Origin of the sequence: Pseudomonas sp. Snoq117.2 (assembly GCF_900110545.1) — a bacterium.
Taxonomy (GTDB): domain Bacteria; phylum Pseudomonadota; class Gammaproteobacteria; order Pseudomonadales; family Pseudomonadaceae; genus Chryseomonas; species Chryseomonas benzopyrenica.
The window spans coordinates 375,497-397,585 of record NZ_FOED01000002.1; the positions used below are offsets into that span (position 1 = coordinate 375,497).

A 22,089-nucleotide genomic window follows, 5' to 3' on the forward strand; every position below is an offset into this window, starting at 1 on the left:
GGCAAGGCTAGCGCGACCAGGCCGGGTCGGTGGTGAAGGCGATGGTCAGCCAGCGGTCCGGGCCCTCGCCGCCAATGGCCTCGCCGATCTCGTCGCGGATGGCGTCCCATTCGTCCAGGGTCTTGGCCGGCCAGCCCAGCGGCACGATGAAGTACAGCTCGATCTGCCGGGCCCGGCCGACCTTGGCCACATAGGCACGATAGTCGAGAAAGCCGAAGCGCGAGACCATGCCCTGGGCGACCTCATCGACCTGCTGCTTGAGTTGCGGCGGGGTCACCATGAGGATTTCCGTGAAGGCCTGCCAGACCAGCTTCAGCGGTATGGGAATGATGAGTACGCAGATGATCGCCAGCACCAGGGGATCGATGTACGGCGTGATCCAGGCGTAGGCCGTGCCTTCGGCCAGGGCACCAACCAGGAAGGCCAGTACCAGGGCGGCCGAGATGCTGCCCGACATGATCCAGCTCTTGATGTCGAGCTTGAGAAAGTCCGACTGGATGTCCCGGTTCAAGCGATGCACGAGGGCGGCGAAGCCAAAGCAGCATACCGCAGCGACCAGTGCATAGAGCAGCGCCATGCCGAACGCCAGCGCCTTGCCGCCGCTCATCAGACTGATGATCGAGTTGACCAGCGCGTAACAGGCCACGATGCACAGCACGCTGCCGTTGAGGGCGAGCACCATGGGTTCCAGGTGCCAGAACCCCATGTTGAAGCGCTCGGCCAGTCGCCGGTCGCCCTCCGCCTCCTGGCCGTGTCTATGGATCAGCATGGCCACCAGCAGCGCCACGCCACTCATGAAGGCGTCGGTCAGCGAATAGAAGCCGTCGAAGACGATGGCATAGGAACCCGACAGCACCCCGAAGGCGATGCCCACGACCGCCAGGACCACCGTGACGACGATGGAGAAGCGCAGCACCGTGCGCTCGTTGCCTAGGCGTTTCAGCATGATTCACTCCAGCCACGGGATCGCCGCCAAGGGCGGCAAACAGGTTCAATTCAGGCCAATCATAGAGGTCGGCAGGCTAGCCTGCATGGGCAGTTCGGCAAGGCTTCCATGCACGGACGCAATCAAAAGCCGGCAGGCTTCGGGTGTACACTGCACTGGTGCTTCTTTCCTTCAAGGCCTCTGACAGCAGCCTCTTCCGTATCCCAGAATCCTCAACGGCGACCCACCATGATCGAAGTTACCGAACGTTCCATCGCCGAGTTGCGTCGCGCACTCGAAACCGGCCAGACCACTGCGGTGCAGCTGGTCGAGGCCTACCTGGCCCGTATCGATGCCTACGACCCGCCGGCCAGCGCCACCGCGCTCAATGCCGTGGTGGTGCACAATCCCGAGGCCCTGGCCGAAGCGGCCGAGTCCGATCGCCGTCGCGCCCAGGGCGAGACCCTGGGGCCGCTGGATGGCATCCCCTACACCGCCAAGGACAGCTATCTGGTCAAGGGGCTGACCGCCGCCTCCGGCAGTCCGGCGTTCAAGGACCTGGTCGCCCAGCGCGATGCCTTCACCATCGAACGGCTGCGCGCCGCCGGTGCCATCTGCCTGGGCAAGACCAACATGCCGCCCATGGCCAACGGTGGCATGCAGCGTGGTGTCTATGGCCGCGCGGAAAGCCCCTACAACGCTGGCTATCTCACCGCGCCCTTCGCCTCCGGGTCCTCCAACGGCGCCGGCACCGCCACCGCGGCCAGCTTCGCCGCCTTCGGCCTGGCCGAGGAAACCTGGTCCAGCGGGCGCGGCCCGGCGTCCAACAACGGGCTCTGCGCCTACACCCCCTCGCGCGGGGTCATCTCGGTGCGTGGCAACTGGCCGCTGACGCCGACCATGGACGTGGTGGTGCCCTATGCCCGCACCATGGCCGATCTGCTGGAAGTGCTCGACGTGGTGGTGGCGGACGATCCCGACACCTCCGGCGACCTCTGGCGCCTGCAGCCCTGGGTGCCACTGCCCAAGGCCTCGGAGGTCCGCCCGGCCCGCTATAGCGACCTGGCCGTCGACGCGAGCGCCCTGGCCGGCAAACGCCTCGGCGTGCCGCGCATGTTCATCAATCAGGACCCGGAGGCCGGCACCAGCGACAATCCCGGCATCGGGGGCCCCACCGGCCAGCGCATCCATACCCGGCCCTCGGTCATCGCCCTCTGGGAACAGGCCCGCGCCGCCCTGGAAGCGGCCGGCGCCACCGTGGTGGCGGTGGACTTTCCGCTGGTGTCCAATTGCGAAGGCGACCGCCCCGGCGCGCCCACGGTGTTCAACCGCGGCATCGTCTCCCAGGCCTTTCTCCACGACGAACTCTGGGACCTGTCCGCCTGGGGCTTCGACACCTTCCTGCGCGACAACAACGATCCCAACCTGAACCGGCTGGTGGACGTCGAAGGCGAGCTGATCTTTCCCCACGAACCCGGCACCCTGCCCAACCGTGAAGGCGACCTGGCCGCCGGCATGGCCGAATACGTGCGCATGGCCGAGCGGGGGCTCAAGACCCTGGACGAGATCACCACCCTCCCCGACGGCCTGCGCGGCCTGGAACACACGCGCAAGATCGACCTGGAAGACTGGCTGCAGGCCCAGAGCCTGGACGCGGTGCTCTTTCCCACCGTGGCCGACGTGGCGCCGGCGGATGCCGAGATCAATCCCGCCTCGGCCGACATCGCCTGGAGCAACGGCGTCTGGGTCGCCAACGGCAACCTCGCCATCCGCCACCTGGGCGTGCCGACCGTCACCGTACCGATGGGCGTGATGGCCGACATCGGCATGCCGGTGGGCCTGACCTTCGCCGGGCGGGCCTATGACGACTCGAATCTGCTCAGGCTCGCCGCCGCCTACGAGGCGACCGGCTCCAAACGCCAGGTACCGCCGCGGACGCCGCCGCTGGTGGGTTGAGGGTAGACTGGTGAGTCTTGCCGGCTTCGCCGCGGTCGCGCTGCTGCTGGGGCTCAACCGTGATTCGGCGATGGCGCAGTACCTGGGCATCTTCGCCTGGGGGCTGACGTTCGGCGGCGCGGCGACGCTGCTGCAAACCGCCCTGGCGGATACCGCGGGCAGCGGCGCCGATGCGGCGCTGGCGATGAACGTGGTGACCTGGAACAGCGCCATCGCCGGGGGTGGCATCCTGGGCGGCCTGTTGCTGGAAGGCGTCGGCCCCCAGGCCCTGAGCTGGGCCGTGGTGGCCTTGTCGCTGGGCGCCCTGGCCATCGCGACGGCTGCCCGGCACCGCGGCTTTCCGGCGGGCACCCGGGCGAGCGTCTTACCCGTCCTGGGCCACTGACCGTCCGCGCGGGCACCCGGCCCGCGCCCTTCAGCCCCGGTGCGGGACCGCCTCCAGCGTCTCGCCCTGGAAGAAGGCCGGCGCACGCCAGCGGGCGAACAGCATCAGCACCAGACCCAGGGCCAGGATCACCACGGCGATGATGAACACCAGGCCGATACCGCCCAGGTGCGAGCCGCTGCCGAAGTCCGGCGACAGGCTGGCGATGGCGGTCTGCCAGAAGATCACCGAGAGGATGATGGCGCCGAGCAGCGGGCAGAGGCCCCGCAGCAGCGCATGGCGCAGGCTGTCGAACAGGCTGCGGCGGAAATACCATACGCAGGCATAGGCGGTCAGCGAGTAGTAGAAGCAGATCATCATGCCCAGGGCGGTGATGGTGTCCGCCAGGACGTTGTCGCTGAGGGTGCGCATGACCACATAGAAACCGCCCGTGGCGATACCGGCGGCGATGGTGGCATAGCGCGGCGTGCGCGAGCGCGGGCAGATATGGGCGAAGCGGCGCGACACCGCACCGTAGTACCCCATCGCCAGCAGGGTGCGCGCCGGGGAGATGAAGGTGGATTGCAGAGAGGCGGCGGTACTGGCCAGCACCGCGATGGACATCAGGATCGCCAGCGGCCCCATTACCGGTCCCGCCAGGTGGGCGAAGACGTTTTCCTGGATCTCGGGATTGCCCAGCCCCAGGCCGGCGTCGCCAATGCCGGCGAATTGCAGGGTGGCCGCGGCGGTGAAGAGGTACAGCAGCAGGATCAGCAGCACCGTGACCGTCGCCGCGCGCCCCGGAACCTTCTGGCTGCCCACCGACTCCTCGCTCACCGTCAGGCAGACATCCCAACCCCAGAAGATGAAGATCGACAGCGACAGCCCGGCGGCGAAGGCGGAAAAGGATTCGACGTTGAAGGGGTTGAACCACTCGGGGTGGAAGACCACCGGCGCCGCCGCTGGCGCGGCGTAGAAGGCCGCCAGCGAGAAGCCGACCAGCACCAGCAGTTGCAGGGCGACCAGCCCGTACTGGACGCTCATGGTCATGCCGATGCCGCGGCAGCTGATCCAGACCGCGATGGCGATGAACACGCAGCAGGTGACGATGTTCACCAGCAGGTGCTGCGACAGCGCCGCCAACTCCGCTCGACCGCTGAGCTGGGCGAGAAAGAGATAGAAGAAGTCCACCGCCACCCCGGCGAGGTTGGACAGCACGATGGTGGTGGCCGTCACCAGGCCCCAGCCACCGATCCAGCCGATCATGGGGCCGAAGGCGCGAGTCGACCAGGTGAAGGAGGTGCCGCTGTCCGGATCCACGGCATTCAGCTCGCGATACCCCAGGGCCACCAGCAGCATCGGCAGGAAGCCGACGATGAAGACCGCGGGCAGGTAGACGCCCACCTCGCGCACGGTCGGCCCCAGGGCGCCGGTCAGGGTGTAGACCGGGGCGATGGTGGAAATGCCCAGCACCACGCAGGCGAGTAGCCCCAGGGAGCCGGCGGCCAGGCCCTTGGCGGACGGATCGGTCAGGGCTTCCGGCCCGGCGTTGGCCGGAGCGCCTGCAGGTGCGCCCTTGCTCTGTTCAGTCATAGGTCTCTGCCCTGCTGTTGGTATTGTTGTTCAGAGTCCAGCGTGCGCGGCAAGGTGCCTAACGCGATGCGGCATGGCGCTGGCAGGCGTCGCGAAAGGCGTCCAACAGCGCCAGGGATTCGGGGCTCTCGCGGAAATTCCACTCGGGATGCCACTGCACCCCGACAACGAAGCCGGGGGCGTCGGCCAGGGACACCCCTTCCACCAGACCATCCGGCGCCAGGGCTTCGATGCGCAGCCCCTGCGCCAGGCGGTCGATACCCTGGCTGTGCAGGGAATTCACCTGGAAGCTGGCCGGCAGGCCGAGGCGCTCGAACACCCCACCCGGTGGCACCTGGACCGGATGGGTGGGCGCGTACTGCTCGGCCAGCAATTCGCTCTGGGGCTCGCGGTGATCGGCATGCCCGGGCAACTCCTGCACCCGCTGGTGCAGGCTACCACCGAGGGCCACGTTGAGCTCCTGAAAGCCGCGGCAGATGCAGAACACCGGAATGCCGCGATCGATGGCCAGGCGCAGCAGCGGCAGGGTGTAGGCGTCGCGGGCGGCATCGTGCTGGGTGCCGGCGAGACTCGCCGGTCCCTGGTAGTGATGGGGCTCGACATTGGACGGCGAGCCGGTGAACAGCAGGCCGTCCAGGTGCGCCAGCAGCGCCTGCGGATCGCTCGGCACGCGGCGCGCCGGCAGCACCACCGGCAGGCCGGCATGACCCGCCGCCTCGACGTACTTGTCGCCGACGGTATGGGAGTCGTATTTGCCGAGCGTCTGCCGGCACGCCGTCACGCCGATCAGGGGCATAGGGGACATGGCTATTCTCCAGAGTGCCCGCCTGGATCAGGCGGGCGGACAGGGTCAGATACCGAGGCGATCGCGCAGCTGGTAGTAGGTCGCGCCCAGCGCGGTGAAGGGCACGCGCAGGAGTTGCCCGCCCGGGAAGGGATAGTGCGGCAGGCCGGCGAAGGCATCGAAGCGCTCGGCCTGGCCGCGCAGGGCCTCGGCCAGCACCTTGCCGGCGAGGTGGGTATAGGTGACGCCGTGGCCACTGCAGCCCTGGGAGTAGTAGATGTTGTCGCCGAGACGTCCCACCTGGGGCAGTCGCGACAGCGTCAGCAGGAAGTTGCCGGTCCAGGTGAAGTCGATCTTCACGTCCTTGAGCTGCGGGAAGGTCTGCAGCATCTTCGGCCGGATGATGGCCTCGATGTCCGCCGGATCCCGGGCGCCATAGACCACGCCACCGCCGTAGATCAGCCGGCGATCGGCGCTGAGGCGGAAGTAGTCGAGCAGGTAGTTGCAGTCTTCCACGCAATAGTCCTGGGGCAGCAGGCTGCGCGCCATGTCCTCGGACAGCGGCTCGGTGGTGAGCACCTGGGTGCCGCAGGGCATGGACTTGGCAGCCAGTTCCGGCACCAGCCCGCCCAGGTAGGCGTTGCCGGCCACCACCACGAAGCGCGCCTTCACCTGGCCATTGGCGGTATGCACCACGGGGTTGGCACCGCGGTCGATACGGGTGGCCGCGCTCTGCTCATAGAGCTTGCCGCCCAGGGAGGCCACCGCCGCCGCCTCGCCCAGGGCCAGGTTGAGCGGATGGATATGGCCGCCGCTCATGTCCAGCAGGCCGCCCAGATAGCGATCGGTGCCGACCACCTCGCCGATGCCGGCCTTGTCGAGCAGGTGCAGCTGGGTATGGCCATAGCGCTCCCAGAGCTTCTTCTGGGCTTCCAGGTGGCCGAGCTGCTTGCCGGTCAGGGCGGCGAAGACGCCGCCGTCCTTGAGATCGCACTGGATGTCGTAGCGGGCGATGCGCTCGCGAATGATGCGCCCGCCTTCGAAAGCCATCTCGCCCAGCAGTTGCGCCTGCTTGGGCGGCAACTGGCGCTCGATGGCATCGATGTCGCGGCTGTAGCTGTTGACGATCTGACCGCCATTGCGCCCCGAGGCGCCGAAGCCGACCCGCGCCGCCTCCAGCACCGTCACGCTGAAGCCGTGCTCGAGCAGGAACAGCGCAGTGGAAAGCCCGGTGTAACCGGCGCCGATGACGCAGACATCGGTCTCGACACTGCCGTGCAGCGCCGGGTATTCGGTGTGGAGGTTACGCGAAGCCGCGTAGTAGCTGCCGACGTGTTGTTGCATGGTGAGATTCCTCTGCTTGCGATTCCGGCGGCTGCGCCGGAAGCGCCGCGCCTGTTCAGAGCTTGATCCAGGTCGCCTTGAGTTCGGTGTATTTGTCGAAGGCGTGCAGCGACTTGTCGCGTCCGTTGCCGGATTGCTTGAAGCCGCCGAAGGGCGCCGTCATGTCGCCGCCATCATACTGGTTGACCCAGACGCTGCCCGCACGCAAGGCCCGCGCCACGCGATGGGCACGGGAGATATCCCGCGTCCAGACGGCCGCGGCCAGGCCATAGGGGGTATCGTTGGCGATGCGCACGGCCTCTTCTTCGTCATCGAAGTCGATCACCGCCAGCACCGGGCCGAAGATCTCTTCCCGGGCGATGCGCATGGCATTGTCCACCCCTTCGAAGATCGTCGGGGTCACGTAGCTGCCACCGGTCTCGGTCAGGGCGCGCGCGCCGCCGCTCACCAGCCGGGCACCCTCGGCACGGCCCGCTTCGATGAACCCCAGCACGGTGCGCAGATGGCCTTCGTCCACCAGGGCGCCGACGCGGGTGCTGGGGTCCAGCGCATGGCCGGGCGCCCAGGCCTGCAGCGCCTCCGCCACCAAGGCCAGGAAACGCTCCTTGATCGACCGCTCGACCAGCAGCCGCGAGCCGGCCACGCAGACTTCGCCCTGGTTGAAGGCGATGGCCGCCGCGGCCGCTTCGGCAGCGGCCACCAGATCCGGGGCATCGGCGAAGACGATGTTGGGACTCTTGCCGCCCGCCTCCAGCCAAACCCGCTTCATGTTCGATTCGCCGGCATAGACCAAGAGCTGCTTGGCGATGCGGGTGGAGCCAGTAAAGACCAGGGTGTCGACATCCGCATGCAGCGCCAGCGCCTGGCCGACGGTATGGCCATAGCCGGGCAGCACGTTGAACACCCCTGCCGGGATGCCGGCTTCCAGCGCCAGCCCCGCGATGCGGATGGCGGTCAGCGGCGACTTCTCGGAAGGCTTGAGGATCACCGAGTTGCCGGTCGCCAACGCCGGGCCCAGCTTCCAGCAGGCCATCATCAAGGGGAAATTCCAGGGCACAATGGCCGCGACCACCCCCACCGCTTCGCGGGTCACCAGGCCGAGCTGGTCGCGCGGCGTGGGCGCCACCTCGTCGTAGACCTTGTCGATGGCCTCGGCGCTCCAGCGGATGGCATTGGCCGCCGCCGGGACGTCGATACCCAGGGCATCGCCGATGGGCTTGCCCATGTCCAGGGTTTCCAGCAGGGCCAGCTCCTCGGCATGGGCCAGCAGCAGCTCGGCGAAGGCGATCAGCACGCGCTTGCGCTGCGCCGGCGCCTGATGCGCCCAATCGCCCCGCGCGAAGCTGGCCCGCGCAGCCTGCACGGCCACCTCGGCATCCTCGGCCATGCAACTGGCCACCCGGGCCAGGTGACGACCATCCACCGGGCTCAGGTCGTCGAAGACGGCGCCGCCCAGGGCGGCCTGGTAGCGGCCGTCGATGAAGGCGCGGGATTCGACGGTCAATGCCTGGGCGCGCCGCTCCCAGTCCTGTCGTGTCAGCACGGTCATGATTGCGCCTCCTAGACGGTATGCAGATACCAGTTGTATTCGAGATCGGAGATGGTGGTCTCGAACTCCTCCAGCTCGGCTTCCTTGCAGGCGACGAAGATGTCGATGTACTCGGGGCTGATGTACTGGTTCATCACCGCGCTGTCGTCCAGGCGGCGCAGGGCGTCGCGCAGGTTGTTCGGCAGGCTCTGTTCGAGCTGCTCGTAGGAGTTGCCACTGACCGGCGCGCAGGGTTCGAGTTGCTGGGTCATGCCGTGATGAATGCCGGCCAGGATCGAGGCCATCATCAGATAGGGATTGGCGTCGGCCCCGGCGACCCGGTGTTCGATGCGGATCGCCTCGCTGCTGCCGGTGGGTACGCGCACCGCCACGGTACGGTTATCCAGGCCCCAGCTCGGGGCGTTGGGCACATAGAACTGGGCGCCGAAGCGGCGATAGGAATTGACGTTCGGACAGAGGAAGGCCATGGACGCCGGCAGGGTTTCCAGGATGCCGGCGATGGCATGGCGCAGCGGCGCATGGTGCTCGGGATCCTCGGTAGCGAAGATGTTCTGTCCGGTCTGCTTGTCCAGCAGCGAGATGTGCACGTGCAGGCCATTGCCGGCCTGGCCGGGATAGGGCTTGGCCATGAAGGTGGAATCCATCTCATGGTCGTAGGCGATGTTCTTGATCAGCCGCTTGAGCAGCACCGCGTAGTCGCAGGCCTTGATGGCGTCCTCGACGTGATGCAGGTTGACCTCGAATTGTGCCGGCGCGGATTCCTTGACGATGGCGTCCGCCGGCAGTCCCTGCTCCTTGGCGCCTTCGAGCATGTCCTGCAGGCAATCCACGTATTCGTCCAGGTCGTCGATCAGATAGACCTGGGTCGAGACCGGTCGTTTGCCGGAGATCGGCGAGCGCGGCGGCTGCGGCCGGCCGTTCACGTTCTCCTGGTCGATCAGGTAGAACTCCAGCTCGAAGGCGGCGCAGATGGTCAGCCCCAGGTCATCGAATTTCTTCACCACCCGGCGCAGCACCTCGCGCGGATCGGCGAAGAACGGCGAGCCGTCCTGCTCGTGCATGGTCATCAGCAACTGCGCGGTCGGGCGCTTCTGCCAGGGCTCGTAGCTCAGGGTACCGGGGATGGGAAAGCAGGTGCGGTCGGCATCGCCGATGTGCAGGCCCAGGCCGGTGCTTTCCACCGTGGAGCCGTTGATATCCAGGGCGAACAGCGAGGCCGGCAGATTGATGCCGCGCTCATAGACCTTGGACAGACTGGCCCGCTCGACACGCTTGCCCCGGATGACGCCGTTCATGTCGGTGATCAACAGATCGACGTACTGGATCTCGGGGTGCTCCTTGAGAAAGCCGTTGGCTTCGGTGAGCTGGACGACGCGGGGGGATATCGAATTCATGGGAGGCATCCTTGACGCTGGCCCGCTTCGTTGTGCTTGCTCGTGCGGGTCTGGCAGCGTGGCTGTGGGCGGTGGTCGCTGCAGGCGCCGACCCCGTCTGCCAAGGTCCGCCCTTCCACCTGATTGCCCTCGCGGGGCTGGGCCAGTATAAATTGGCATGAGCGCAACCCATATCGGCGAATTGGCAAAGGAAGAATGCACGGATGCAATATCAAATAGGCCATGCCGATCTCAAGCTGATCCTCGCCCTGGTGCGTGGCCGGACCCTGGCCCGAGCGGCCGAGCAGCTGCAGGTGGATGTCTCCACGGTGTTTCGCGCCATCCGCAAGCTCGAAGCCAATCTGCAGGTCGCGCTGTTCGACAAGACCCGGCGTGGCTACACCCCCACCCAGAGCGCCAAGGCCCTCGCCGAACAGGCCGAGCGCGCCGAACAGGCCCTCGAAGCGGCGCGGATCGCCCTCACGCAGGGCGAGAACGTCATCAGTGGCACCGTCCGCCTGACCTGCACCGACGCCGTGCTGCGCAGCCTGCTCTTGCCGGGCCTGGCCGAACTCATGCCGCGCTATCCGGCGGTCGCCCTGGAAGTGGCTACCTCCAACACCTTCGCCAGCCTGAGTCGGCGGGACGCGGATATCGCCCTGCGCCTGTCGAACGCGCCGCCCGAACACCTGATCGGCCGGCGGCTCGGTCGCAGCTCCTACTTCGTTTGCGGCCATGAGCGCTATCGCAGCGGCTATGGCCCGTTGGCCACTGAATTGCCCTGGATCGCCCCGGACGACTCCCTGGCCGATCACGTCTCGGTCACCTGGTTGCGGCAGGCCTATCCCAGCCTCACCCCGCGCTATCGCTGCAGCAGCATGTCCTCAGTCGGCAGCCTGGTAGGTGCCGGTCTTGGCGTGGCCGCCCTCCCCGACTTCATGATCAGCAGCCTGGACGGCGTCGAACGCCTGGGTCCGGCGCTGCCAGGCTGCGACACCGATATCTGGCTGCTGACCCGCCCGGACAATCTGTCGCTGCGCTCGGTGCAGATCCTCTTCGATGAGCTGGCGAATCTGTTGAAAACCCGGATAGCGGATGTTTGCCAGGACTGAAACGAAGCGCTCGTTCGTCGGCTTTAATGGTAACTTACCGGTAACTTTCCCAGTACTGCGTTCCACCCGAACACCCTTTGAACAGAAATTTTAACGAATTTTTCACGCCTTCTTGACGAGCTTTTTGAAGTTAAGGTCATCAACGCGACCTAACGCTTTCAAGTGCTCTGCAGACACGCGGAGTCAAGTACGAAAAGTGCGGTTTCCAGGTAGGCCGTCGGCGACGAATTGCCTTAAAAAACAAGCCGGTTAGGCGATATCGAGAGTCATGGTGGTCAACTTCCACGGAGACAACGATGAGCAGCCGCTTCGCCATACCCGATAACCCCGATCGCGATTGTCTGTTAAACATTCACCGGCTTCTCACCTTGAGAATCGATCAACTGCGCAATGTCGATATGGGCAGCTCGCAACTGCAGGAGATTCTCTTCCAGTTCGAAGCCCTGACGGCAGAGACCATCCAACTGGTTGAGGAAGTCGCCGTGAGACTGGCGACCGAGGCGCATTAGCGGCCAGCGGCCGCAGCGTTCCGGGGCAGTGAAGTGTCCGGCGCGATCCCGCATTCGCCACCACCTGCTCTGCTCGGAAGCGCGCTGGCTGGAGGGATTTGCGTCCAGCGAGAAGTGAGGACCGCAGGTCGGGATGCACCTGCGGGAAGCCTGTCGGGCGATAGATTGCAGGCAGCTCCTCCGCCCAGGGCATTCAGGCATTCAGGGCCATGGCCGCATACAGGCCATCCTGCCTGACCAGTTCTTCGTGAGTGCCCTGCTCCACCAGTTGCCCAGCCTGGATGACCAGAATCCGATCCGCCTGCCTGACGGTGCTGAGGCGGTGGGCGATGGAGATCAAGGTCCGCGGCCCTTGCAACGAAGCCAGGGCCGCGGCCATCGCCGCCTGGGTGCTGCTGTCCAGGGCGCTGGTCGCTTCATCCAGGAGGATAATCGGCGGATCGCGCAGCAGCATGCGGGCGAGGGACAGACGTTGGCGCTCGCCGCCGGACAGTTGATAGCCCCGGTCACCGACCCCGGCCCCCAGCCCCTCGGGAAGCCCGCGCACCGTAGCATCCAGCTGCGCCCTTTCCAGCGCCCACCAGAGTTCCGCCTCGCTCGCGTCGGGCTTGGCGAAGCGCAGGTTGGCCTCGATGCTGGCGTTGAGCAGGAAGGTATCCTGGGTCACGATGCCAACCAGGCTGGCCAGCGTCGCAAAGCTCAGTTCGCGGATATCGATGCCGTCGTAGCGGATACGCCCCTGATCGGCGTCGTACAGGCGCGCGAGGAGATAGGAGATGGTGGTCTTGCCAGAGCCGGTGGGGCCGACCAGCGCCGTGTGCTTTCCGGCCGGTATCTCGAACGTCAGATCCTTGAGTACGGCGCGATCGCCATAGGCGAAGCTGACGTTCTCGAAACGGATGCCTCGCTGGAAATCCTGCCGCGCAAGAGTCGTCGGTGAGCTCGCCTCGACGACCGTCGCCGGCGTATCCAGGTAGCTGAACACCCGCGCCAGCAAGGCCCGTCCCTTGGCGAATTCGATCCGCGTTTCAAAGATCTCCAGCAGCGGCCAGAGCAATTGCTCCTGCAAGGCGATAAAGGCCACCAGGGTGCCAATGGACACCTGCAGGCCCAGGCCGATGAACAGACCGCCGCCCAGGAAGGTCAGCGCCGGCAGGAGATCCAGCGCCAGGAAGACGAGCGCGAATTCCCATTGTCCCGCCGTGCTGGCCTGGGTTTCCAGGCGCGCCAGCTGCGCGGAGTCACGCTGAAAGCGCTGCACGAGATAGTGCACGCGGCCCAGGGTACGCGACAGGATGATGCCGCCGGCCGACAGGGACTCGGCGATGTTGGCGGAAAGGTCCGCCACCTGCTCCTGTTGCCGGTAGGTTACCCGCTCCCGCAGCTGGGCGACGCGGCCATTGATCCAGACCAGCAAGGGAATGACGGCGAAGGAGACACACGCTAGGCGCCAGTCCAACAGCAGCATCGCCACCAGGGTCGCCGCCACGACGCTCAGGTGCTTCGCCAGATCCGTGGCGGAGTGGGTCAACAGGGTCTGCAGACCGGCGATGTCGCTGGACAGGCGCGCCTGCACTTCGCCCGCGCGGGTACCGGCGAAAAACGCCAGCGAGAGGTTCTGCAGGTGGCTGTACAGGCGGGTTCGCAGGTCGTGCATGACGCTCTGGCCCACCCGAATCGCGACATAGGTCTGGGTCAGGTTGGCGATGGCATTGAACAGCGCCACCCCGACCAGACCGGCGGCCAGATAGACCAGCAGCGTCAGGTCCTTCGCCGGCAAGGCATCGTCGACGATGCTGCGGATCAGGAAGGGACTGATCACGCCGCTGATCCCGGCGACCGCGATCAGCAAGACCACCAGTACCAGTGCGGCCCGATGTGGAGCCAGTAGCTCGAGAACTCGCGCGAAGGTGACATGCCGCCTGGCCAGGTCGCCATAGTCGTCGAGGGTCTCGGTTTCAGCCGGCGATCGTGGGGAAGAAGAGGAACTGGACATTTGCGTGGTTTCAGGTCGGTCAGAGGAAGGAGCGGACTCGAGTCCGCGTCATCGGGTGCCAAGGAAACCTTGGGCTGTCTGGGGGTCAGGACGCGAGGGCGTCGGTCAGCCGGATGTCAAAGCGCGCGCCGCCTCTTTCGCTTTGCGTCAGCGCCAACTGCCCGCCCTGCTTTTCTATGGCGCGACGGCTGATCGACAGCCCCAGGCCGAAGCCGCCGGTAGCACGATCCCGACTGCGATCCAGGCGATAGAAGGGCTCGAACACCCGCTCCCGTTCGCCCGGTGGAATACCCTCGCCATCGTCCTCGACGGTGATCAGCAGGCTGTCGGCGTCGCGGCCAACGGTCAGCCAGACCCCACGCTGGCAATAGCGCAGGGCATTGCCAATCAGGTTCTGCAACGCGCGGGCCGTGAGTCTTGGTGCCAAGAGGGCTTGCTCGGGCGCAGCGGCCATGTCCAGGCTCAAGGTGACGCCACGCCTTTCCTGTTCCTCGCTGAAATCCGCCAGGACACTGTCCAGGAAGGCACCGAGCGTGAGTGCTTGACGCTCGGGTGGCTGCTGACTGGACTGCAACCGCGCGTAGGAAAGCAGCTCGTTCACCAGCGCATCCAGTTCGCGGACGTGGCGAATCTGCTGCTCCAGCTGTCGCTGTGTTTCAGCGGGCAGCGGGTCGGCCTGCAACAGGGCCAGGCCGAATTCCAGACGGGACAGGGGCGTGCGCAGCTCATGGGAGACCGCATTGAGCAGGTCGCGCTGCTGGACGATCAGGGTTTCGAGGTCCTGGGCCATGTCATCGAAGGCCCGCGCCAGCTGGCCGATGTCCGAGCGCGGCGAGATCGCGGTACGCTCCTGCAAATGCCCTTTGCCCAGGCGCGCCGCCGTGCGCCTGAGCCGCTCCAGATCGCGCCAGTGCGGCCGCAGCCAGACATACAGACAGATGAGCAGCGCCGCCCCGATCAGGGCGTTCATGGCCCAATACGTCAGGGCTATGTCGGTCGGAACCTCGGCGAAGCCGACCCAGAGGACGTGCCCGCCCGGCAGGGGGATCAGGGCGACGCTGGGATCGCCATCGTCGGTCAGGCGGACGCGCCGTTCGCCCTTGGCCAAACGGTGGCGCTCGGCGCTCGTCAACCGAGGATCGGTCTGCAGCCCCAGCTGCAAGGTGACGGGCGCGATGTCGGCGTTCAGCTCAGCCAGCAGCGCCGGCCAACGAGAGATCGGCGTCTCCACGAAGGTCCGCTCCACCAGTTTCAGTGGGCCATGCATCTGCTCCAGACTGACGCGACTATAGCGATCACTGAACATCTGCTGCAGGGCTTCCGGGACCAGATAGCTGGCTGCGCCATAGGTCACCAGCAGCACGCAATAGAGCCTTATCAGGATCTTGAACATCTAGGCGGACCCGACGCCGCGGCGCGGTCGTCCCTGCTGCGAGACGCATCCGGCCCGTTCTGCCAGCTTGAACGACGGCCAGCGCGAACGGTAGGCGGCGCCTTCCTGGCGCTGACCAGGCAGGATCACGAGCGTGCTTTGGCGACGCTGATCGGTGGCCATCGGCGCGGCCGAGACGGCGACGGTTTCGACGCGAAAAAAGGGTTTCACAGGTAGGTCCCAGGGCAAGCAGGCGGCGAGCATAACGGAGCGCCGAGCCCTCAAGGACCGCCCTTAACACTCTTTCACAAGAGACCTACAGACCTTTACAAGGCCGCCCGGGCGCGCCCTCTACCATGGCGTTCTCCACGAGGACGCCCGATGTTCCACTACCCACTCTTTCCTTCCTGCCAACCCAGAAAAAAGCGGATCCTGATGCCATTACGCACCTTGGCTCGGCCCCGCTGCCTATCCCTGTCCCTGGGCAAACAGCTCGCGGCAGGCAGGCTCGTCATGACAGGAGTGACCGTCCTGGCGCTGAGTGTCCTGCTCGCGGGTTGCTCCCTGGCACCCCGCCATGAACGACCGCAGCCGCCGGTCCCGGAGCGCTATCCCGTGCCGACGGCGTCCTCGGACCTGTCACCGGACCGCCAGGGTCTGTTCGCCGACCCGCACCTGCGCGCCCTGATCGATCAGGCCCTGGAGGGAAACCGGGATCTGCGGCTGGTCGCACTGGATATCCAGGAAGCGCGCGCTCGCTATCGCATCAGTCGTGCCGACCTCATGTTCGAACTGGGCGCCACCGCCAGCCGGACGCGGGAACGGACTCAGAGCCTGGATAGCGCCTCGCGCACCGACCAGGAGCGAAGCGGCAGCCAGACAGCTAACCGATACAGCGTCGGGTTGGGTACCAACGCCTATGAACTGGACCTGTTCGGCAGGCTGAGAAACCTGCGTGATGCCGCTCTGGACGAGTACCTGGCCCAACGCGAGACGCGCAGCGCGGTGGAGCTGTCACTGATCGCCGAGGTGGCGACGGCCTATCTGAATCAGCGCGCCCTGGATGAACGACTGCTCGTGAGTCGCAGTACTCTGGAAAGTCGCCAGCGAGGCCTCGCCCTGATCGAACAGCGCCATGCCGCCGGGGTGAGTTCGGCGCTGGACCTGGCCCAGGCTCAAACGGCGCTAGAGACCACCGAAGCCGATCTCGCCGTCCTGGAACGGAGTCGGGCACAGGCGGACAACAGACTGCGCCTGCTGCTCGGCGGAGAGCCGCGCGGCGACCTGCCCGCGCCCTTGCCGCTCGCGCGCCAGGGTCTCGACCTGCCCGTCCCGGCGGGCTTGCCCTCTGACCTGCTGCAACGCCGTCCGGACATTCGCGCGGCCGAATACCGCCTGCGGGCGGCCAACGCCAATATCGGCGCCGCTCGGGCTGCCTTCTTCCCGCGCATCACCCTGACGGCCAGCGCCGGCTACCTGAGTTCCGATCTGAACGGCCTGTTCAACCTCGGCAATCAGGTATGGAGCTTCGTCCCCCAATTGCAGGTACCGCTGTTCGACGGCGGTCGCAACCGCGCCAACCTGGACCTGGCGGAGGTGCGGCGCGATCAGGATATCGCTCGCTACGAGAAGAGCATCCAGGTCGCCTTTCGCGAGGTGGCCGATCAACTCGTCGCCGAGGCGCCCTTGAGACGGCAGCTCGCGGCCCAGCAGCGCCTGCATGACATCACCGCGCGCAGTGTCGAACTGGCGAGCGAGCGCTATCAGCAAGGGCTGGACAACTACCTGAATCTGCTCGACAGCCAGCGCAGCCTCTACCAGGCCGATAACGCGCTGATCGAAACCCGGCTGCAGCTGATGATCGCCCACGTCGACCTGTTCCGGGCACTGGGCGGCGCGTGGGAGCGGAGCGGCGAAGCGGATCTAGCCGCTTCACCCGCTGCGACCCCGTCGCCCATGGCCTCGCGTTAACACTTGTTTACCGGCCTTCATGAGGTTTTACACGGGCCCTTCTGCAGCTCGATATCTTGAATTCCAGGCGCCCATCTATCGGATGCGCGTTCGCACAAAAGGAGACGCCAGTGAGGCACGTCGTAAAAAGCATTGGCTTCATCGCCATGATACTGGGCGGGGTGGCCGTACTCGTGGGGTGGCTCATAGACCCCACCGTCGCCTTGAACAACGGCATCAAGCTGATTTCGATAAAGCGCGAGTTCCTGCAAACCGACTTCTTTCTCTGGGGCGCCATGTTGTTCGCCGCCGGCTTCAATGGCTATTCCCTGCATACCGATCTGTGAGGCCGACGCGACCTTTCCCTTCGTCGATCCACGGGAACACGTCTCCGCTCCCAGGACATTTCACGAGCCTTGGCTAATGCGCGTTTTCGGCGTCTCGATGATTCTGCTGCTAGCCTGCCTCTCCGCCATGCTCGGCCTGGTCGACCTCGACGAGCCCGACGTGATACCTGCCCATGAGCCTGTTGCCCACAGGCGAGCCGTTCAAGATCCTGTTCGATGCCCTCGACCTCTGACAGCCACCACAGGCCCTCGAGGGCAGGCTGAGCCAGGATCGCCGCCGGTTGCCTTTCCGCCCGTCTCCCGGCACGGTGACCCGCCCACCTTGACCGGAACGCTCACCTTGACCCCTACCCTGCACATCGCCGCCGCCATCCTCCTGAACGACCGCCAGCAGGTGCTGCTGGTGCGCAAGCGGGGCACCACCGCCTTCATGCAACCGGGCGGCAAGGTGGATCCGGGGGAGCAACCCCTGGAGGCCCTGATCCGCGAACTGGAAGAAGAGCTTGGCCTGGTCATCACGCCGGACGCCGCGACCTTTCTTGGCAACTACCAGGCGCCGGCCGCCAATGAACCCGGCTTCAGGGTCGATTGCGCGCTGTATCAGGTAGCCATGGGCGCGCAAGATCAGCCGCTGCCGGCCGCCGAAATCGAAGAGGCGCTATGGGTAGCGGTAGACGAGCCCGGCGCTCTGCCGCTGGCGCCCCTGACCGGCGAGGTGATCTGGCCCTTGCTGCAGCGGCAGCTGGTAAGCCACTAGCAATCGACCTCGGTCAGGCCCGACCGCGCCGCAACCGCCCTGCCAGAGTGGCCTGAGGCATCAGGCCGCTCTGGCAGCGATAGGCGTCAGACTTCCGGTAACGGCCGCCACCCTCCCGCCGTACGCAGCTCGAGGCAGGCCGGCTGCCCATCCAGGCGCAACAGGTGCAGCCAGCCATTGCGCACCAGATCGCGCACCACGGCATGGTTGGCGATCACCTGATCGATCATGGCGCGCGGCGCCTCAATCACCACGTGCAACCGTAGCGGACGATGCATCCACTGCTGGCCGTCGTGCAGCGACTGGCGCGCCAGACCGATCCGCAGGTCGCCGCCATTGCCCTCGAACACGCCGATATGACCGCCCACCACGTTGTGCAGCAGCTTGTTGCCGCTGCCAAAGCGCAGGTTGTCGGTGGTCGAGGTGAAGTACTGCAGGTTGATCCAGTGGGCCACCACCATGGGTGCGGTCATGATCAGCTCCAGTACCTTGCCCCCTGCGTCCTGGCGCCAGTCGTAGTCGTGCAGGAAGGCGCGGCCCTGCAGATCCACCGCGCGGGTGCGTGCCCGCGGCGCGGCGATGAAGGCGGCGTTGCCGGCCAGTCCCCATTCCGGCCGGGTCTGCGCCCAGTCGCGGGCGCGCCGCCGCAGCCGTCCGAGCAACTTGGCCGGCTGCTCCTGCAGCGGCGCCAGGCCCAGGGTGCTGGCCCGTTGCCGACGCACTTCGGCGCTAGCCCCGTCCAGGGCTGCTCGGAGGCGTTGCCAGCTGGGCTGGAGCGCCGCAGGAAGCGCCGCATGACCAAAGACCTGCACCTCGTCCGTCGTGGTGTTGTGCAGCCCGGCCAGTACCTGGCAGTGCGGCGGCAGGTCGAGGCCACGCACCCGTAGCCCGATGCGGACCTCGGGATCGTTGAGCAGGCCGGCCAGCAGTCGCGCATTGATCTCGCCGCTCTGACCACAGCAGGCGCCGCAGTCCAGGCCTGCCGCCTGAGGATTGTTGGCGCTCTGGCTGCCATGGCCGACCAGTACCAGCAGACCCGGCAGTCGCCCACTGAGCCCCATGGCCTTGAGGATGCGCTCGGCCAGGTCGACCTGCTGGAGCCGCGACAGGGTCGGCAGCCGTGGTTGTAGCTGCTGCCGCTCGTGGCGGCGCCAGGCACTGAGTTCTGGCGACGGTGCGCCACCGGTCAGGCCATAGGTCCGCCCCAACAGCGCCCCGGCATAGCCCAGCCCCACGCTCTCGACCAGGGTGAAGGTCGAGGCCGGCAACCGCTCGAACAGCCGCCAGCGGCCCTGACGGGCCAGGCGCTCCTGACGCAGCTCTGCCAGTTGCCGATCCCGCTCGGCATCACCACTGCCGTCGCTCACCTGCAGCTGCGGCGCGAGCAGGCCCGGCAATTGCGGGCGCGTGGCCTGGGTACCCAGCGGGGTATAGGCGATGGGCAGGCCGAAGAAGCCGGCGAAACCGCCGGTCTCCAGCTCCGGGCACGTTTGCTCCAGGGCGCGTCTGAGCGGCTCGGAACGCACGTCGATGCAGAAGAACAGCTTGGCCAGGGGTGCCGTGGGCGCGGCGGCGGGAGTGCTCTGGCACAGCGCCCGCTGCAGTTGCTCCTGCCAGGCCAGTTCGTCGGCGCGCTGCCACAGCTGCAGCGCCCGCCAATTGGCCGAGGGCGCCTGCTGCGAGCGCTCCTGCCAGGCCGCCCGCCAGCTGTGCCAGCGGCTCCCGGCATCGCGCCGGCGATCATCCACCAGCCACTCCCAGGCCGCGCGGATGGCCAGCAGCTCCAGCAGCGTCTGGTCGTCCTCGCCCTGCAACCGGGCCTGCCAGCGCCGATAGGCGCACCAGGAGGCCCAGCCCAGGTTGCGCAACAGCAGGCAGTCGAACCAGAGGGCCCAGTCTTCCGCCGGTAGACCCAGCTGCTCGACCGCCGCCTCCAGGGCCGCCTCGGGTTGCATTGGCAACTCGGCAATGCGCGGGTGCAGGTCGCGACAGGCGCTGAGCACGCTCAGACCCCGGTCGGCCAACAGACTGGCGCGCCAGGCCTGGTACAGCCCGGCGCTGTCCGCCGGCCGCCAATCGGCCTGTTCGTGATCGAACCAGGCCGCGCAGCTCTGGCCGATCTGCTGGGTGATCAGCGCCGGCCAGCCCGGAAGCGGCACGCCTGGCTCCGCCAGGTCTTCCAGCAGCGGCAGCCCCTGGCCGACCTCCGTAGGGGCGTTTAGTACCTCCAGCAGCCGTACCGGCGTGCAGGACGCCCCCTGCTCGGCCAGCGCCTGCTGCAGATGGCGCTCGGCGATGCGGCCGTCCTGCCAGGCCTGGCGATAGTCGGCGGTGTCCAGAGTCAGGCGGCTGCCGGCGCGTTGCCAGAGTTGCGCGGCGACTGTCTGCCAGGCCTGATCGCGCCGCTCCCACAGGGGACTGACGGCGATCATGCGATCCAGCGGCCAGGTCGGCGCGATGCGCGCACAGGCCTGCCGGGCGGCCTCGTGCAGAGCTTGGTGCTTGAGGCTGGGAAGCGCTTCGAAGGCAGTCATGAGTGGTCTCCAAGGGTGGCGCTCAGGGGCTGGGGCGCATGCGCCGGCCAGAGGCGGAAGGTCAGGCGGGTGAAGTGCTCGTCCAGGTAGAAGCCGGCAAAGGCCAGCGGGTAGAGGCGTTGCGCCAGAGCGCCGCGCGGCCGAGCCAGCAGCAGGCCCTGCAGCAGGTAGAGACCGACCAGCAGGCCCATCGCCAGCAGGGCCAGCGGCAGCGGCGCCTCGGCGAGGTGCTGGTCGAGGATCCAGCCGGCCGCCTGATGCCACAGCAGATAGGCGCCCAGCAGCAGGCCGAACATCAGCAGTCCGTGCGCCCACTGGCCGCGGCGCAGGCACCAGGGCGCCAAGCCGATCGCCAGCAGCGTCAGGGCCACCAGAGGCAGCTCATGGCCGGGCAGCAGCCAGGCCCAGAGCCCTTGCAGCAGGATCAGCATCAGGGCGGCCACCAGCAGCGCGCGCAGCAGGCCGGCTAGGTCGAGCGCAGGTGCCTGGGGTTGCAGCGCCTGTTGCCGGGCATGGGCCACCGTCTCGCCGGCGGCCAGGAAGGCATGGGCCTTGTACAGCGAATGGGCCAGCAGGTGCACCAGCGCCAGTTCGTACAGCCCCAGCCCGCATTCCAGCAGCATCAGGCCCATCTGCGCGCAGGTCGACCAGGCCAGGCGGACCTTGATGCTGATGCGGGTCATCATCACCAGGGCCGCGAGGACCGCGGTCAGGCCGCCCACCAGCACCAGCAGGCTCTGCGCCGGTACGGCGGCGGAAAACAGCGGGGCGAAGCGCAGCAGCACGAAGCCGCCGAGATTGACCACCCCGGCATGCAGCAGGGCCGAAACCGGCGTGGGGGCCTCCATCACCTGGATCAGCCAGCCATGCACCGGCAATTGTGCCGACTTTAGGATCACCGTCAGCGCCAGCAGCAGCGCCGCGCCCTGCAATTCCCAGCCGAGCGGACCACCCGCCTGCACCTGGACCTTCACGGCGGCGAGGATCAGTGAGAGCTGGCTGCTCCCGCCCGCCTGTACCAATAGCAGGATCGCCAGCAGCAGGCTGACATCGGCCAGGCGGCTGGCGATGAATTTCTTGTGGGCCGCCACCACGGCCTGGGGGCGCTCGCGGTAGAAGGTCAACAGCTGGTGCAGGCACAGGCTGGACAGGATCCAGGCACCCGCCAGCAGCAAGAGGTTGCCGCTGGTGACCACCGTGGCCACCGCCGCCAGGGTGGCCAGCAGGGCGAGCACATAGCGCCGCTGACCTGGCTCTCCTTCCAGATAGCGCTGGGAGTACTCGATGATCACCAGCGCCAGCAGGCTGATGAGTCCGGCCATCGCCAGGCCGAGGCGGTCGGGGTGCTGGGTTTCGAAGACCGCCTGTAGCCAGGCGGCAAGAACCAGCAAGACGCCCAGATAGCCGGCGACACGAGCAGGCCGCCAGAATTGGCCAGGTGAAGCGAGAAAGGCCGCCGGCAGCAGCGCCAGGGCATAGACCCAGGGCAACAGTGGAGCCAGGGGAAACAGCGGGCTAGACATCGTGCACACTCCTTGAACACCAGAGGGCACCAGTTTCAGGATGTGTACGAATTATTTAAAATAGATTGATCAGAACCTAACGTTCACTTTTGAAGAACGAA

17 protein-coding genes and 1 pseudogene are annotated in these 22,089 nt (G+C 66.8%); 7 read left to right on the plus strand and 11 right to left on the minus strand.

What is annotated here, in order from left to right:
* Nucleotides 1-7: 7 nt before the first annotated feature.
* A complete protein-coding gene (locus BMZ43_RS07660; protein WP_093251969.1) occupies nucleotides 8-946 on the minus strand; it encodes a cation diffusion facilitator family transporter in 939 nt (312 codons plus the stop codon).
* Between the two features lie 228 nt (nucleotides 947-1,174).
* Here BMZ43_RS07660 and BMZ43_RS07665 point away from each other — a divergent pair, with 228 nt between their 5' ends.
* Together BMZ43_RS07665 and BMZ43_RS07670 are read left to right on the plus strand one after the other, a co-directional pair.
* On the plus strand, nucleotides 1,175-2,881 hold the full coding sequence (locus tag BMZ43_RS07665) for an amidase (RefSeq protein WP_093251976.1): 1,707 nt from the start codon (nucleotides 1,175-1,177) through the stop codon (nucleotides 2,879-2,881).
* A pseudogene (locus BMZ43_RS07670) lies at nucleotides 2,874-3,266 on the plus strand (MFS transporter); the annotation flags it as partial. The gene BMZ43_RS07665 and the pseudogene BMZ43_RS07670, both read left to right, overlap by 8 nt.
* Nucleotides 3,267-3,296: 30 nt before the next feature.
* Here the strand turns inward: BMZ43_RS07670 and BMZ43_RS07675 are convergent.
* From BMZ43_RS07675 to BMZ43_RS07695, 5 genes are read right to left on the minus strand one after another with little or no spacing between them, the layout of a single operon-like run.
* On the minus strand, nucleotides 3,297-4,838 hold the full coding sequence (locus BMZ43_RS07675; RefSeq protein WP_093251981.1) for an APC family permease: 1,542 nt from the start codon (nucleotides 4,836-4,838) through the stop codon (nucleotides 3,297-3,299).
* Nucleotides 4,839-4,896: 58 nt separating this feature from the next.
* The gene (locus BMZ43_RS07680; protein ID WP_093251984.1) at nucleotides 4,897-5,643 is read right to left on the minus strand and encodes a gamma-glutamyl-gamma-aminobutyrate hydrolase family protein; all 747 of its coding nucleotides are present in this window, start codon (nucleotides 5,641-5,643) and stop codon (nucleotides 4,897-4,899) included.
* A gap of 45 nt (nucleotides 5,644-5,688) precedes the next feature.
* Nucleotides 5,689-6,966: an NAD(P)/FAD-dependent oxidoreductase gene (locus tag BMZ43_RS07685; protein WP_093251988.1), complete on the minus strand. Its 1,278-nt coding sequence runs from the start codon at nucleotides 6,964-6,966 to the stop codon at nucleotides 5,689-5,691.
* A 55-nt stretch (nucleotides 6,967-7,021) separates the two neighbouring features.
* The gene (locus BMZ43_RS07690; RefSeq protein WP_093251994.1) at nucleotides 7,022-8,515 is read right to left on the minus strand and encodes an aldehyde dehydrogenase; all 1,494 of its coding nucleotides are present in this window, start codon (nucleotides 8,513-8,515) and stop codon (nucleotides 7,022-7,024) included.
* Between the two features lie 11 nt (nucleotides 8,516-8,526).
* The gene (locus BMZ43_RS07695) at nucleotides 8,527-9,909 is read right to left on the minus strand and encodes a glutamine synthetase family protein (protein WP_017641332.1); all 1,383 of its coding nucleotides are present in this window, start codon (nucleotides 9,907-9,909) and stop codon (nucleotides 8,527-8,529) included.
* Between the two features lie 203 nt (nucleotides 9,910-10,112).
* Here BMZ43_RS07695 and BMZ43_RS07700 point away from each other — a divergent pair, with 203 nt between their 5' ends.
* Nucleotides 10,113-11,000, plus strand: a complete 888-nt coding sequence (locus tag BMZ43_RS07700) for a LysR family transcriptional regulator (protein WP_093251998.1) — start codon at nucleotides 10,113-10,115, stop codon at nucleotides 10,998-11,000.
* 296 nt (nucleotides 11,001-11,296) lie between these two features.
* The gene (locus tag BMZ43_RS07705) at nucleotides 11,297-11,509 is read left to right on the plus strand and encodes a hypothetical protein (RefSeq protein WP_017641334.1); all 213 of its coding nucleotides are present in this window, start codon (nucleotides 11,297-11,299) and stop codon (nucleotides 11,507-11,509) included.
* 193 nt (nucleotides 11,510-11,702) lie between these two features.
* On the opposite strand, the gene BMZ43_RS07710 is transcribed toward BMZ43_RS07705, so the two are convergent.
* The 3 genes from BMZ43_RS07710 to BMZ43_RS07720 all read right to left on the minus strand — a co-directional run bounded on the left by BMZ43_RS07710 (nucleotide 11,703) and on the right by BMZ43_RS07720 (nucleotide 15,141).
* Nucleotides 11,703-13,505, minus strand: coding sequence for an ABC transporter ATP-binding protein (locus BMZ43_RS07710; protein WP_093252017.1), 1,803 nt, complete (start codon nucleotides 13,503-13,505; stop codon nucleotides 11,703-11,705).
* An 85-nt stretch (nucleotides 13,506-13,590) separates the two neighbouring features.
* A complete protein-coding gene (locus tag BMZ43_RS07715; RefSeq protein ID WP_017641336.1) occupies nucleotides 13,591-14,898 on the minus strand; it encodes an ATP-binding protein in 1,308 nt (435 codons plus the stop codon).
* Nucleotides 14,899-15,141 carry a hypothetical protein gene (locus BMZ43_RS07720; RefSeq protein ID WP_093252022.1) on the minus strand — a complete coding sequence of 81 codons (243 nt, stop codon included), beginning with the start codon at nucleotides 15,139-15,141 and terminating at the stop codon, nucleotides 14,899-14,901.
* Between the two features lie 249 nt (nucleotides 15,142-15,390).
* Between BMZ43_RS07720 and BMZ43_RS07725 the strand changes: the two genes are divergently transcribed.
* The 3 genes from BMZ43_RS07725 to BMZ43_RS07735 all read left to right on the plus strand — a co-directional run bounded on the left by BMZ43_RS07725 (nucleotide 15,391) and on the right by BMZ43_RS07735 (nucleotide 17,931).
* The gene (locus tag BMZ43_RS07725; RefSeq protein WP_093252027.1) at nucleotides 15,391-16,848 is read left to right on the plus strand and encodes an efflux transporter outer membrane subunit; all 1,458 of its coding nucleotides are present in this window, start codon (nucleotides 15,391-15,393) and stop codon (nucleotides 16,846-16,848) included.
* Between the two features lie 110 nt (nucleotides 16,849-16,958).
* Nucleotides 16,959-17,174 carry a hypothetical protein gene (locus BMZ43_RS07730; protein ID WP_064308530.1) on the plus strand — a complete coding sequence of 72 codons (216 nt, stop codon included), beginning with the start codon at nucleotides 16,959-16,961 and terminating at the stop codon, nucleotides 17,172-17,174.
* Between the two features lie 340 nt (nucleotides 17,175-17,514).
* Nucleotides 17,515-17,931 (plus strand): NUDIX hydrolase, encoded by a 417-nt coding sequence (locus tag BMZ43_RS07735; protein WP_093252032.1) that lies wholly within the window; start codon nucleotides 17,515-17,517, stop codon nucleotides 17,929-17,931.
* 86 nt (nucleotides 17,932-18,017) lie between these two features.
* Here BMZ43_RS07735 and BMZ43_RS07740 read toward each other — a convergent pair whose 3' ends face one another.
* Nucleotides 18,018-20,465: a YbcC family protein gene (locus tag BMZ43_RS07740; RefSeq protein ID WP_093252035.1), complete on the minus strand. Its 2,448-nt coding sequence runs from the start codon at nucleotides 20,463-20,465 to the stop codon at nucleotides 18,018-18,020.
* A complete protein-coding gene (locus BMZ43_RS07745; protein ID WP_093252039.1) occupies nucleotides 20,462-21,988 on the minus strand; it encodes an NADH-quinone oxidoreductase subunit L in 1,527 nt (508 codons plus the stop codon). Before BMZ43_RS07745 ends, BMZ43_RS07740 begins: the two co-directional genes overlap by 4 nt.
* Nucleotides 21,989-22,089 lie beyond the last annotated feature (101 nt).